This is a genomic window from Helicobacter japonicus, assembly GCF_000762845.2.
GTDB classification, from domain to species: domain Bacteria; phylum Campylobacterota; class Campylobacteria; order Campylobacterales; family Helicobacteraceae; genus Helicobacter_C; species Helicobacter_C japonicus.
The window spans coordinates 41753-56228 of sequence record NZ_JRMQ02000001.1; the positions used below are offsets into that span (position 1 = coordinate 41753).

Here is a 14476-nt window from a genome sequence, read left to right on the forward strand (position 1 = left end):
TTTGTGCCAAAACTTGAAAAACATCATACGCCAAACAATATCACAATATTGCGCTCTCTTACTACTAGACGCGATAAGATTATTTTGGGTTTTTTGTTTCTTGCTACAATTGGGCTTTCAATCATTGAAACGATTGGCATTAGTATCATTATGCCTTTTATTACTTTTGCAAGTAATCCACAAATGATTTTTTCACAGAGTAGCTCGGCTTGGATTTATGAGAAACTCAACCTCACTAGCACTATGCAATTTATGTATATATTTAGCTTTGCACTTATTATATTCTATTTTTTTCGCGCATTTTATAATGCCTTTTATGGCTATGCTTTGGCACGTTTTTCTTATGGTAAATATCATTTTTTTGCCTATCGATTATTTTGTAAAAGTGTAGAATTAAATTATCTTGATTTTACAGCTAAAAATACAGATAAGCTTCGTCAAAGTATTATAAGAGAAGCGTTTAATACTTCAAATTACTTACAAAGTCTTTTGCAAATAAGCGCAGAGTTTTTTACCATTGTCCTTATGTATGCCCTGCTTCTTATTGTAAGTTGGAAAATGACTTTAGTGCTTACTCTTTTGCTTGGTGTGCAAGTGCTTTTTATCCTTAAAATTCTCACAAAAAGGATAAAGCATAAGGGTGAAATTCGTGTAGAAGCAGACAGCAAACTCAATGAAAGCCTTACCAAAACTTTTGGTAACTTTAAGTTTATCAAGCTTAAGGGTAATCAAAAAGAAGTGCTTGAAACTTTTGAACTCCTCTCACGTGAGCGCACACAAGCAGAAATCACTGCTCAATCACTCTTTCCCTTACCGCGTCTTGTTCTTGAAACCATTGGATTTAGTGTGCTTATCGCCTGTGTAGCCTATATTCTTTTTAAATATGAAGATGCAAGTGCTGTGATACCCATTATCTCAATGTATGCCCTAGCCCTTTATAGAATCCTCCCTGCTATTACGCGTATTGTCAGTAATTTTAATTCAATGAGTTACTTTAGCTCAAGTGTAAAAAATGTGTATGAAAATCTTATCTATCACACCGAATATGAAGACAACGAACCTTGTGAATTTAAGGATTCCATCACACTTAAAAATATAGATTTTGCATATGTGAGAGAGAAGCCGATTTTAAAAAATTTCTCACTTACTATTCAAAAAGGTGAAAAAGTCGCTTTCATAGGAGAGAGTGGAACAGGAAAAAGCACTTTGGTGGATATAATTATTGGTATTTATAAACCTCAAAAAGGACAATTACTTGTAGATAATGTGCCGATTAATAATCGTAATCTTCGCTCTTGGCGTAAAAAAATTGGCTATATTCCTCAAAGTATTTATCTTTTTGATGGAAGCGTGGCAGAGAATATTGCCTTTGGTTCTGCATTTGATGAAGAGAAAATTAAACAAGCTTGCAAGAAAGCGCGGATTCTTGATTTTTTAGAGCAACATAATGGTATCTATACTCGCGTAGGTGAAGGTGGAATCTTGCTAAGTGGCGGGCAAAAGCAGCGGATTGGGATTGCTAGAGCAATTTATGATGACCCAGAGATTCTTGTGCTTGATGAAGCTACTTCAGCCCTTGATAACCAAACAGAATCTGATATTATGGAGCAAATTTATGATATTGCGGGTAATAAAACACTTCTTGTTATTGCCCACAGATTAAGCACGATAGAACATTGCTCACGCAAAATTGAGCTTCAAGCAAGTAATGGGGGGGGGGGCAATAATTAAATGAAATATTATCTTGATTTTATTCAAAGCAAAAATTTACAAAATAATGAAATTTTTAGTTTTCTCAAATGTGATGAGAATGAGGGCAAGATTCTACAAGTAATGGCACAATCGCTTATGCAAGGGGAAAATGATTTTGTCGTGCATAGTCTCTTAGCTAAAATTTTTCCTCATAAAAATAAAGCATCAAAAGAACATTATCTTGAGTATTTGCCCCATATTCGTAATCTCATTGAACTTGGCTGGGTAAATCAAAGCACTTTTTTGCAACCTCATCTCACAGATACACCCTTACTTGAACTTTATAATGAAAGTATCTGCCTCTCGCATACTTTTTTAAAACTTCTCGAAGATGGCACTCTCAATGCCGATTTGCCTGAAATCACAGCCTATGAAGACCATTTAGAATATCTCAAAGATCGTTTTACGCATATTGATTTACTTTATAAAATTAGTGCATTGAAATTTTCACAAAAGATTCACTCACCTTCACTTACGCGTGCAAATTACCGCCTCAAACTTTTGGAAGAGAGCATAGAAGCGCGTTTAAAACTCACACACAAAGACATAGGGATTTTAAAACTTATCAAGGAAAATCATTTAGAGCCAAAAGAGCAGATTATCTTTTTTGCCTTACTTAAAGAAGAATACTCAAGCAGTGATGAAAATTTACGCGATATGAATACACTCTTAGAACTTATTAGTCTTGATAAATATGACAAAATCAAAAATCGCTCTTTACTTGATGAAAACTCTACCCTCGTGCAAAAAGGTTTAATTGATTATGATGAACTGCTTAATCCTTTTGGTGGCATATCACGTCATTTTTTTATTCCCGAGCATATTTTGCAGAGCATTATCCACCCAAACAAAAAGAAAAAGCGCACTAAAATAAACCTTGATTCCATTATCAAAGAACAAGAAATCTTTGAACTCTTAGAACCAAAATATGAAATGGAAGATATTGTGCTTGATACTCACGCAAAAGAAGTAGTAAATGACCTTCTCGCACAAATGAACGCAAATGTGGTGCATTTACTTAAGCTTTGGGGCATTAAAGACAAAAAGGGAGGAATTAGCGCGAAGATTCTACTCTATGGCGCACCTGGCACAGGTAAAACTATCACTGCATTAGCCCTTGCCAAAAGCCTAAAAAAGCAGATTCTAAGTTTTGACTGCTCAAAAATCCTCTCAATGTATGTAGGGGAATCTGAAAAAAACGTCCGTAGAATCTTTGATAGCTATAAAGATATTTGTAAAAATATTAAAAATGAACCTATTCTACTCCTTGATGAAGCAGACCAATTCCTTAGTATGCGTGGAAGTAGTGGCAATAGTGCAGACAAAATGCACAATCAAATGCAAAATATTTTTTTAGAACAAATTGAACGATTTGGGGGGATTTTAATTGCTACGACTAATCTTTTAGAAAATGTTGATAGCGCATTTTCACGGCGTTTTGAATACAAAATCCCTTTTAAGCGACCAAACAAGATTCAAAGAGAGGAGCTATGGCTTAAACATCTACCCAAAAATGCGCCTTTTGGCTCTATCACAAAAGAGAATCTTGCTAAGATTTTATGTGAATACGACTTGAGCGGAGGGCAAATCGCACTCATAGTAAAAAATACTGCTTACAAAGTTGCCACAAAAGCTAAACCTATTTTTACAAAAGAAGACTTTGTAAATCAAATCAAGTTAGAATTGCGTGGTAACTTTGATAGTGTCAAAAGTATGGGCTTTGGTCGTTAATACGCAATAAAGTAAGGTATAGAATCTACTTCTTTATTATTGCGTATTTTGTAAAGTTTCTTCTAAAATTGATTGAGCCACTGGCGCATCTTTTGGATCAACAAAGAAAAATATTTCCACACGATTGTTTTTTGCACGATTAATCGGACTATCATTTGGTGCAATCGCTTGATGTTCGCCATAGCCTGAAAAAGAAATGCGTTCAGGTGAAATACCATTTTTAATAAGATTTTTCATCACACTTAAACTCCGAGCTGAAGAAAGTTCATAATTATCCTTATAACGAGAATCTCTCGGTAAAGGTGTATTATCAGTATAACCCCTCACATCAATTTTGACATAATCGGGCAATTTTTTGATAATTGCGCTCATTCTCTGCAAATATAAAAATACATCACTATTATTGATTTCAGCATTTCCCGCATCAAAAAAGATATTAGAAGGTAAGCGTAAAGACATACCCATTTCCATCTGCTCTAAAATACCACCCTCTTCTGCCATTTGTTCAATTTCTGCAGCAGTGACACTTGAAGAATCACCAGCAGCTGAACTTCCATCAACTTCATTATCACTAATATCATCTTCATTAGAGGGCAAAGGTGAGGTAAGTGTAAAATCAAATATTTTGACAAATTCAGTTTTTAACGCCTCTGAATCTGAATCAGCTGTTGATGAAATCGCCCACAAAGCAATAAAAAGTGCTAGGAGAAGCGAAAGGAAGTCCGCATAAGGAACAGCCCATTTTTCTCCTGCTGGACATTCATCACACTTTTTCTTTTTAGCCATTTTGCACGCTCTTATTCAAATTGTGAGATTTTAGGCTCACCTGGTGGGATAAATCCAAGTAATTTTTCTTCAAGGTTGCGAGGATTATCGCCATTAGCAATACCTACAACACCCTCCAAAACAACCATACGCCCTCTTATTATATCCGCACTTTTAGAGTGCATTTTGTGTCCCCAAGGTCCAAAAAGCGCATAAGAACAGAAAATCCCTGTAACGGTCGCAGTAAATGCACCCGCAATACCTGCTGCCATCGCTTTTGGGTCATCAAGTAGCTGGAGAGCAAGCATAAGCCCCATAACCGCTCCAACCAACCCCATTGTAGGACAAGTTTCTGCATAGAGAATCCAAAAATGCGAACAACCCTTATAGTATTCCTCAAGAGATTCTATTTGCACTTCCATATCTTCACGCACTGCGTGAGCATCACGTCCATCAATAATCATTGAAAGAGATTGACGCAAAAAATCATCTTCAATTTGTGCTGCTTTTCCTTCAAGCGCAAGCACACCATCTTTTCTCGCAAGGGTAGCAAGCTCTACAAGTTGTCGTATTGTTTCATTGATATTCACTCCCGTTGAACCAAACACAATTTTAAGCTCCTTAAGCGCACCCTTAACATGTGAAGCGTGTGTAGCACTTGTTGCAGCACAGAGGGCTGTAGGAATAATAATAATCAATGAGCTTATATGGATAAGATGTAGAGGGTTACCCCCTTCCAAAAAGTCCCCAATACAAAGGCTTATAATTGCCCCAATTAGCCCACCAATGGTCGTTAAATCCATAAATACCCCTTTGTTTTATAGTCTATCCTTGATAAAAAGCAAAAAATATTCCTTACCTTAAAAATTATGTTCTAACTGCTTAATCCAAAATACTGCATTGCGTTGTTCATCAATAAGATTAGTTGAAATTCCATGTCCAGGATGAATTGTTTTATTTGGATTTGAAGGTAAAGAATGGAAACGAATTAAAGATTCTCTCATATCTGCCGCACTTGAATAAGGAAAATCACTACGCCCAATGGAGCGATGAAAAATAAAATCTCCACTAAAAATTTCATTTTCAATTTCTACAACAGAGCAGCCGGGTGTATGTCCGGGAAAATGAGAAAATACAACTTTTATACCTTTTAAATCAAGTTCATCTGTGTCTTTTTCACATCGAGTGAGAATATCAGGGTGGCTTGGGCTTACACCTGTGCCAAAACAATCAGATTCCAACATAAAAGCATCAAGTGTAGGGCAAATGAGTGGCACATCAGGAAAATGAGTCTTTAAAATCGCATTGCTCCAAATATGGTCAAAATGCCCGTGTGTATTAAGAAATGCAATAGGAGATTTGCACTGCCCTATTACCCAACTATGCGCACCCATACCTGCATCAATAACAATCTCTCCTTGAGGAAATTTGCAAATATAGCAATTTGTCTGATACTCACCAAAATCATGAGAGAGAATTTCCACTTCAAACCTACCTTGCCTCTTAATTCTTTTATTATATCTAATCTGCCTCGTTTGAATACTATCTCTTTGAGAATTGTGGGCTTCGGCGTGCCTTTCTTTTACCATATTTTTTACGCTCTACCACACGAGAATCTCGTGTTAAAAGCCCTTTTGGTTTTAAAATTGCTCTAAAAGCAATATCATAACCATTGAGTGCCTTTGAGATACCGTGTCGCAAAGCTTCAGCTTGGGCAGAATACCCTCCACCAAGTGTAACTGCGTGAATATCTACTGATTTTTCTTGCTTAGTAAGAATAAGTGGTTGCATTACTTTCATTTTAATAGCCTCATGCCCACCAAGCCAATCATTAAGGCTTTGCCCATTGATAACAAGCTTACCACTTCCTGACTGGAGCCAAACTTTAGCGATTGCTGTTTTTCTTTTTCCTGTTGCATAAATTTTTGCCATAGTATTCCTTATTTTGAACTTTTAGAGACTTGAGCACTATGTGGGTGCTCACTTCCGCGATAGACTTTGAGTTTTTTGAGCATTGCGCGTCCAAGTTTATTTTTAGGGAGCATACCTCGCACTGCAAGATGATAAAGTTTTTCAGGTGTTTTCTCTAACATTTCTTCAAGTGTTTTGCTTTTAGTGCTACCAAAATAACCTGAATGCGTGAAATATTCTTTATCTTTAATCTTCATACCCGTAAATTTTACTTCTGTAGCATTGATAATGACCACAAAGTCGCCACAATCAATATGAGGCGTAAAACAAGGTTTGTGCTTACCTCGTAAAAGTGTAGCTATTTCTGTGATAAGACGACCAAATACTTTATCTTTCGCATCAAGCACAATCCACTGACGATTGATGTCATTTTGTGTTGCTATTTTTGTGATTTCCATCTATTTTCCCTTAAGATTCTAAATAATTTTTGTAGAGCAGATTATAAAATACATAAACTTAATATCACATTAAATTAAGCTTATTTTAATGTAAAATACCAAAATGTTCTAAAAACTCATCATCTATATCATCAATTAAACCTTTTTCTTTGAGTGCATTAATCACAGATTGAGTGCAGTTTGTATCTTGGGGCCATTCACGCATATATCCATCACAAGTTGATTTATCAGTTGCATCAACAAAAACAAGAGAATCAGCAATTAAAATATCCCTCTTTGCGTCAATATTATTAACAATGCGCCAAGTGAGCATATAAGGATTATTAAGATTATTTTTTCCAGAATCTACAAAGATAATAATGCTCAAGTAATCTTGCAAAGATTCAAATACTTGCATTTTCTCTTGCAGTTGGCTAAAAATACGTCCATTTTTTTCTACGCTCACAATACATAGAGGATTACTCGTGTGGGTAAAATACTGCTTTAATGCCTTTGCATTTGGGAATAAATGTGCGCATTTTTGCCATAACTCCTCATCACTTAAAGCTTTAAAATGTGGTTTGCTCACGGGTGTAATCGCCTCTATGCCAAGCTTTCCTCCGTGGGCAAAATGCGGACTTGCGTGGTCAAGTGCATCGCAGATTCCCTCTGTAATCAGTAATTTATCTGGTGCAAATCGCTCTAACACATAAGTGCCAAAGGATTCATAATCTGTTAAATCTGGAGCATTTTCATCAACAAAAATGGCGTGTTTTACAAAACTCATCTGCCCTACACCCCAAAAATTGTGCATAATCTGCTGTGCGTGGCTTGGATATTGAGGCTTGATTTTTGCAAAAATAAGATTATGAAAAACACCATTTTCAGGCATATGGTAATCAATCAAGCCGTGTGCAGTAGTTTGCAATAATGGCAAAAATACGCGCTCTGTCAAATAGCCCATATATTTATCTTCAAGCGGAGGTTTGCCAACGATTGTGGCAGGAAAAATAGGTTTTTTGCGCATTGTGATTGCGCTCACTTCAAGCACAGGATAAGGCTCAATAGGCGTATAGAATCCTGTATGATCGCCAAATGGTCCTTCATCACGCATTTGTGCAGTATCTACCCAACCCTCAATGACAATATCTACATCATTTGGCACAAAAAGTGGATTAGTAATGCAAGGACAAAGCACAGGTTTTTTTGCGCGTATGAAACCATAAAGCATAAGCTCAAAAATACCAATAGGAAGTGGAGCTTGTCCGCACCAAATATATAAAGGGTCTCCGCCAAGTGCAATACTTACAGGCATTTTTTGCCCTGCTTGTTTATATTCGTGGAAAAAATGTTGAGAATCCTTATGAATCTGCCAATGTAACCCCAAATGCTTTTCATCATAGACTTGTAAGCGATACATACCTAGATTTTTCTGCGTGCCTTGAAGATTCTGTGTATAGACTTGCCCCATAGTGATAAATGCTCCACCATCTTTCTCCCAAGTCGTGAGAATAGGTAAATCAAAGAGATTTAGATTCTCCATTTGCACGATTTCTTGACATAAGCCACGCTTTTTGCTGTATTTGGGAAAAGCATAGCGTAAAGCATAAAGTTCTTGTAGTTTTTTTAGAATCGCTCTTGCACCCTTTGGTGGTTTAAGTGCAAGAAGATTCTGTATGTGCTGAGCGATGTCTGCAATGGGTTTATCAAGCAAAAGATTAAGCCTTTTGTGTGAGCCAAAAACATTCATAAGCACAGGTATATCAAAATTTCTTCCGCTTTTACTACAAATAGGATTTGTAAAAAGAAGAGCCTTGCTTGTTGGTTTTTTTACTTCAAGATAAGCAAGTTGAGGAATTTGCAAATAAATATCAAGAGGTTCATCAATAATAATGAGTTCATTATGGGATTGCAAAAAGTCGATAAGTTTATGAGAATCTAAAGCCATATAAAGCTCCCAAGATAAATTACCCTAGCTCCTTGTGTCAAATACCTTTAAGACTTGGCAACAAAAGACATAACACGCAACGCTCTAAGGCAAATAGAAAATAAGATTCTAAAACTTTGCAAAATTTTTAGAATCTTAAAAAATAAATCTTAGAAATGCACACCAATAAGGGCTTGTATGCTTTGCATTTTCACCTCTTGTTTTGTTCTCTCAATCTCTGGCTTTTGATAAGTATAAAGCACACCAAGAGAGATAGGAATCAAATCAAACTTAAGCTTTAAACCTGCATTATAAGCAGTGGTATCTTCATAAATTTTATTAAAGCTTGAATAATTCACCCCTACATAGGGTGTTAATCGTGCAACAAAAAGCCCAATATTATATCCCACAGATACCCCATATTGCAAATTACGATAATCATCATTTGAATTTGAAGCTGAATTAAAATCATATTTTACTTGTGGAGCTACCACAAAATCAAAAGCACCGAGCCAAATACGCCCAAACACACTATAATCTTTAAAGTTTGTATCGACACTAGACAAAGTTTGTTTTGTTTGCCCTGCACCTAAACCAAATTCAGGGCTAATTTCAAATCCCATAATACTCGCAGCTTGCACATTTAAACCGAATCCTGCTACACAAAGCAATGAAAGGAAGTATTTTTTCATTCTTCACTCCTTAAGTTTGTAAAATGAGGGCGCATTATAGTCAAAATATCATTTACTTATCTTAAAATGTATAAGCTTTTTGAAAATTTGAAACGATTTTACCAATCCTTGTGGAATTATGATAAGAATTAAGGAAAGCGACATAACTTTAAAGGCAATTTAGATACAATGGGATTTGCAAACCATACTTGATAAGGGGGAAAGACATATGACAATCAATGATTCCAAAATGTATTTTAATCGTGAGCTTTCGTGGCTAAAGTTCAATACTCGTGTGCTCAATGAAGCTAAAAATACAAATATTCCACTTTTAGAACGACTAAAATTTGTTGCAATCTATGGCACAAATCTTGATGAATTTTATATGATACGAGTGGCAGGGCTTAAGCGACTTTATGCGAGTGGTATTACTGAAGTAGGCGCGGATAAGCTAACACCTTTGCAGCAATTAAAAAGTATAAGAGAATATCTTGTTAAAGAAAAATCCACATTAGAGAATGTTTTTAAAGAGATTCAGAGTGGATTAGCCAAAGAAAATATGCATATTAAACAAGTAAATGAACTCAATAATGACCAAAAGAAGCGATTACACGAATTTTTTATTAACTATCTCTATCCAGTGATTGTGCCTGTGGCAGTAGATGCAACACATCCTTTCCCTCATCTTAATAATCTAAGCTTTGCTATCGCCTTAAAGCTCAAAGACACACAAGATAACAGCACTAAGTTTGCAATGGTGAGAATTTCACGCTTACTTTCTCGTTTTGTTGAAATTGAAAGTGGCATTTTTGTCGCTATTGAAAATATTGTGGGAGAGTTTGCTAGCGAGCTATTTGGGGATTATGAGATTCTAAATTATGTGCCTTTTAGAATCACACGTAATGCAGATATGGAGATTGAAGAAGAAGAGGCAGATGATTTTATTGAGATTATGAGTGAGGGTTTAAAAACGCGTAGAAAAGGTGAGGTAGTGCGCCTAGAAATCGGTGCGGATAAGGATAATAGTCTGCTTGATTTTATCAATTCGCACTTAAAGGTAGATCCTAAAGATGTGTATGTTTATAATATCCCTTTGAATCTTAGTGGATTATGGGAGCTCGTAGGGAGCAAAGCCTATGCGCATCTTACTACGCCACCTTTTAATCCAAAGACTTTGCCACCACTGCACGGAAATGCAGAAATTTTATCCACTATGGAAAGTAACGACATTGTGTTATTTCACCCCTATGAGAGTTTTGACCCGATAGTAAATTTTATTCAAAGTGCTGCAAAAGACCCTGATGTGCTATCCATTCGTATGACACTTTATCGCGTGGGTAAAAATTCACCTATTGTTAAAGCTCTTATTCAGGCTGCAGAAAACAATAAACAGGTAACCGCACTCGTTGAACTTAAAGCCCGATTTGATGAAGAAAATAACTTATATTGGGCACATTCTTTAGAATCTGCTGGTGCGCACGTAATCTATGGAGTTCCGGGTCTCAAGGTGCATGCAAAAATTGCCCTTGTGATTAAAAAAATTGGCAATACACTCAAAGAGTATGTGCATTTAAGCACGGGAAATTATAATCCAAGCACAGCTAAAATCTACACTGATTTATCGCTTCTAACTTGTAATGAACATTTTGCAAAAGATGCGGTAAAACTTTTTCATAGCCTATCAACAGGTTCATCTTATCGCACAAAGCTAGGACACCTATATATTGCTCCCACACAGATTAAAACAAAGATTTTAGAGCTTATTGAGCAAGAAAAGAAAATGGGAACACAAGGGCGGATTATTATGAAAGCAAATGCGTTTGTAGATATTGATGTGATACGCGCACTTTATGGAGCTTCAATAGCTGGAGTAAAGATTGATTTAATCGTGCGTGGTGTATGTGCTTTACGTCCGGGTATAAAAGGTGTGAGTGAAAATATCCGTGTGTTTTCAATTATTGGAAAATACCTTGAACACGCTCGAATCTACCATTTTAAAAATGATAAAGTAGGTGTGTATTTCGCTTCAGCAGATATTATGCCAAGAAATCTTGAGAGACGTGTTGAAATTCTTACTCCAAGTCTTAATGAACAAATGAGTAAGCGATTAATGGAAATCTTGCAAATGCAGCTTAATGATAATGTCCAAATGTATGAACTGCAAAGTAATGGAGAGTATCAAAAAGTAGTAAGCACACAAAAACCATTTAGCTCACAACTTGCTTATGAAGAATATGTGAATGCTATTTATGGGGATTCTGTGAGCAATGATGAAGTGATTAAGGCAAAAAAACTTGCTAAAAGAATGTTAAAAGAAAGTTAAAATACTTTTAACAAAATATAACTAATATCAAAAAATAAACGATATTGCTTAAGGATAAAACAAAGCAAAAAGCTTTAAATAATGCTATGGAGAGAGAATGGGTAGATTGCATTATACAGAAGTTTGGAACTTTGTTACAGGTTGCACCAAAATATCACCAGGGTGCGATAAAGTTGTATTTCACAAAAGCAAATTAGAAGAGATATTAAATACAAATTATATCCAAGCGGTTCTAAAGTTTGCGTTTGTAATATGAGTGATTTATTTCACGAAGATATAGACCCACAAGATTTAGATCTTGTTTTTGAATATATGTTTAAATGCAAGCTTTCCAAAAATTGAAGAGCCTGTAGATTGATTATTTTTGGTGTCCCCGATGCGATTCGAACGCATGACCTCACGATTAGGAATCGTGTGCTCTATCCAGCTGAGCTACGAGGACAAGCTTGAAAACAATAAGCTAAAAACGCGCATTTTACATTTTTATATGATAGAAATCAAGTCAAAAAGTGCTAAATAGGCATTTTTATGCTAGAATATACCCTTTTAGCTAAACCTTAAACATATTTTACTTTATTTCACCAAAGGAGAAGTTATGGCACTTAAACTCGCAATCAATGGCACTGGACGCATAGGACTATGTGCAGCTAGGATTATTGGCACACGCGATGATGTAGAGATTGTAGCAATTAATAGCACTGCTGAATTGGATACGCTCGTGCATTTATTGCGTTATGATTCTGTGCATAGAAGCTATGATGTAGAAAAAATAGATAGCCATACGCTACGCATTGGCAAGAGTAAAAATGTAAAAATCCTAAGTGATAGAGATCCTAAGAATCTTGATTTTGGAGCAGCAATTGGTGTGTTAGAATGCACAGGCAAATTTAATGCTTTGGAAAAATCAAGCACTCATCTTAAGGGTAATGTAAAAAGGGTGATTATATCTGCACCTGCGGACAATACACCGACTTTTGTTTATGGGGTTAATCACACACAATACAATGGTGAAGCAGTCATTTCAAATGCTTCTTGCACTACAAACTGCCTTGCACCTATTGTTAATGTGCTGGATAGCACTTTTGGTATAGAAAATGGCTTGATGACAACTATTCATAGTTACACAAACGACCAGAATCTGCTTGATGTCAAGCATAAAGATTTACGCCGTGCGCGTGCAGCAGCTTTAAATATGATTCCCACAAGCACAGGTGCAGCAAAGGCAATAGGACTTGTGCTTCCACATCTTGCAGGTAAGCTTAATGGTATTGCGGTGCGTGTGCCAACTCCTGATGTAAGCCTTGTAGATTTGAGTGTGAATCTAAAAAATGAAGTCAGTAAAGAGAGCTTAAATGAAGCATTTTACAAAGCACAAAATGGGGAGATTCTCAATGGAGCAATGAAAGGACTTATTATCGTTGATGATGAGCAGAGAGTTTCAAGTGATTTTATCGGCTCAAGTGCAAGTGCTATTGTCGTGCCTGATAAAACCATAGTCGTAAGTCAAAAGAGTGCTAAAGTTCTTGCGTGGTATGATAATGAAATAGGCTATACACACCGCCTTGTAGATATGAGTGTGTATGTATGTAAGAATCTAGGCTAATCTCAAATGAAATGGTAGATTGAAATCTTATGAAAAATGGGCTAGATTCTATGGTGAAATTTTCTCTGCATTTTCCTCATACATATGCTCAAAGCGAATGTGATAAGGTGTTTGAAGGTATCCTTAAAGAGCGCGAAAGCAAGAAAAGTGGCTATTATGATTTGCCTTTTGAAACAAATGCTTTGCAGCAAGCAAAGGCTTACATCAAGGATAATGGGCAGTTTTTAGATTCTCTCTCATATCTTGTGATTATTGGTATTGGTGGAAGTTCTTTAGGATTAAAAGCAATTGATGGTATGCTTGAGCATTTGCCACACAGAAATGCCCTTAAACTTGTATTTTTAGAGCATACAGACCCTTTACATATTACCAAAGCACTGCAAAATGTAGCTTTACATAATGCACTTTTTATTGTAATTTCAAAATCAGGCACGACTATTGAAACTTCTTCATTGCTTAAATATGTGCTCAAACTTTACAATATACTTGAAAGCAGAGAAAGCAAAAAGCATTTGCTTGTAATTACAGATAAGGCTTCACCGCTTGAATCTTGGGCAAAAAGTGTGGAAGTTAAGCATTTTGAGATTATGCCAAATGTGGGTGGGAGATTCTCTATTTTAAGTGCGGTTGGGCTTGTGCCTTTAGCGATTTTGGGATTTGATATAGAGAATTTGTTGCGTGGGGCTGCTCTAATGACACAAAGGTTTTTTGAACGCAAAGAGGAGCATATTTTATACAAAGCATTGACTTATGCGAGACAAAGACAACGCATTCCTATGAATGTCCTATTTTCTTACTCTAGTCTTTTTATGCAGTTTAATGCTTGGTATGTGCAATTATGGGGAGAGAGTTTAGGTAAGCTTAATCCTATGGGGGAAAGGGTGGGACTAACTCCTATCGCACTTATTGGCAGTATTGACCAACATTCATTTTTGCAGCTTATCGTGCAAGGTGTGCGCGATAAAAGCGTAACTTTTTTAAGCCTTAATCCCACTCATAGCGCACAGCCAAGTATTCCAAATGTAAATATTGAATATTTAGAATCTACAAATTTTGTCAATAACCAGAGTTTTGCGACTTTGCTCCACAATCAACGTATTGCTACGATGCAGACAATAGAAAATGAGGGTATTACCACAGATTGCATTGAAATAATGAGTTTGTCTGAAGAGAGTGTGGGGATTCTCATTGCTTATTTTGAACTCCTTACTTCTTGTGTGGGGAATATTTTTGAAATAAATACCTATGACCAGCCCGGTGTAGAATTTGGCAAGGCAAGATTAAAAAAACTCTTTGAAGCATAAAGTGGAATTATGCAAAATTTTGTATAATCTAAGGAATCTTTGATTTAAAACT

The 14476-nt window shown here is 36.1% G+C and carries 12 protein-coding genes and 1 tRNA gene; 5 read left to right on the top strand and 8 right to left on the bottom strand.

The window, feature by feature from the left end; translation table 11 throughout:
• Window positions 1–3 precede the first annotated feature (3 nt).
• Together LS65_RS00170 and LS65_RS00175 are read left to right on the top strand one after the other, a co-directional pair.
• Complete coding sequence (locus tag LS65_RS00170; RefSeq protein ID WP_236096572.1) at window positions 4–1731, top strand: ABC transporter ATP-binding protein/permease; 1728 nt, start codon at window positions 4–6, stop codon at window positions 1729–1731.
• A complete protein-coding gene (locus LS65_RS00175) occupies window positions 1732–3483 on the top strand; it encodes an ATP-binding protein (protein WP_034362798.1) in 1752 nt (583 codons plus the stop codon).
• 36 nt (window positions 3484–3519) lie between these two features.
• Here the strand turns inward: LS65_RS00175 and motB are convergent, their stop codons facing one another.
• The 7 genes from motB to LS65_RS00210 form a co-directional block, all read right to left on the bottom strand.
• Complete coding sequence (gene motB, locus LS65_RS00180; protein WP_034362796.1) at window positions 3520–4269, bottom strand: flagellar motor protein MotB; 750 nt, start codon at window positions 4267–4269, stop codon at window positions 3520–3522.
• 11 nt (window positions 4270–4280) lie between these two features.
• Window positions 4281–5051, bottom strand: coding sequence for a flagellar motor stator protein MotA (gene motA / locus LS65_RS00185; RefSeq protein ID WP_034362794.1), 771 nt, complete (start codon window positions 5049–5051; stop codon window positions 4281–4283).
• A gap of 57 nt (window positions 5052–5108) precedes the next feature.
• Window positions 5109–5732, bottom strand: coding sequence for an MBL fold metallo-hydrolase (locus LS65_RS00190; protein WP_034362792.1), 624 nt, complete (start codon window positions 5730–5732; stop codon window positions 5109–5111).
• A 58-nt stretch (window positions 5733–5790) separates the two neighbouring features.
• Complete coding sequence (gene rpsI, locus LS65_RS00195; protein WP_034362790.1) at window positions 5791–6180, bottom strand: 30S ribosomal protein S9; 390 nt, start codon at window positions 6178–6180, stop codon at window positions 5791–5793.
• 8 nt (window positions 6181–6188) lie between these two features.
• On the bottom strand, window positions 6189–6617 hold the full coding sequence (gene rplM, locus LS65_RS00200; protein ID WP_034362788.1) for a 50S ribosomal protein L13: 429 nt from the start codon (window positions 6615–6617) through the stop codon (window positions 6189–6191).
• Window positions 6618–6702: 85 nt separating this feature from the next.
• Window positions 6703–8544, bottom strand: a complete 1842-nt coding sequence (locus LS65_RS00205) for a menaquinone biosynthesis decarboxylase (RefSeq protein WP_034362787.1) — start codon at window positions 8542–8544, stop codon at window positions 6703–6705.
• A gap of 149 nt (window positions 8545–8693) precedes the next feature.
• Window positions 8694–9215 (bottom strand): hypothetical protein, encoded by a 522-nt coding sequence (locus LS65_RS00210; RefSeq protein ID WP_034362786.1) that lies wholly within the window; start codon window positions 9213–9215, stop codon window positions 8694–8696.
• Between the two features lie 208 nt (window positions 9216–9423).
• Between LS65_RS00210 and LS65_RS00215 the strand changes: the two genes are divergently transcribed.
• On the top strand, window positions 9424–11517 hold the full coding sequence (locus LS65_RS00215; RefSeq protein ID WP_034362784.1) for an RNA degradosome polyphosphate kinase: 2094 nt from the start codon (window positions 9424–9426) through the stop codon (window positions 11515–11517).
• A 365-nt stretch (window positions 11518–11882) separates the two neighbouring features.
• Here the strand turns inward: LS65_RS00215 and LS65_RS00220 are convergent.
• Window positions 11883–11959: transfer RNA gene (locus tag LS65_RS00220), tRNA-Arg, on the bottom strand.
• A 153-nt stretch (window positions 11960–12112) separates the two neighbouring features.
• Here LS65_RS00220 and gap point away from each other — a divergent pair.
• Both gap and LS65_RS00230 read left to right on the top strand, forming a co-directional pair.
• Entirely contained in the window at window positions 12113–13120 is a 1008-nt protein-coding gene (gap, locus tag LS65_RS00225; protein WP_034362783.1) for a type I glyceraldehyde-3-phosphate dehydrogenase, read from the top strand.
• A gap of 29 nt (window positions 13121–13149) precedes the next feature.
• On the top strand, window positions 13150–14424 hold the full coding sequence (locus LS65_RS00230) for a glucose-6-phosphate isomerase (RefSeq protein ID WP_034362782.1): 1275 nt from the start codon (window positions 13150–13152) through the stop codon (window positions 14422–14424).
• The last annotated feature ends 52 nt before the right edge of the window (window positions 14425–14476 follow it).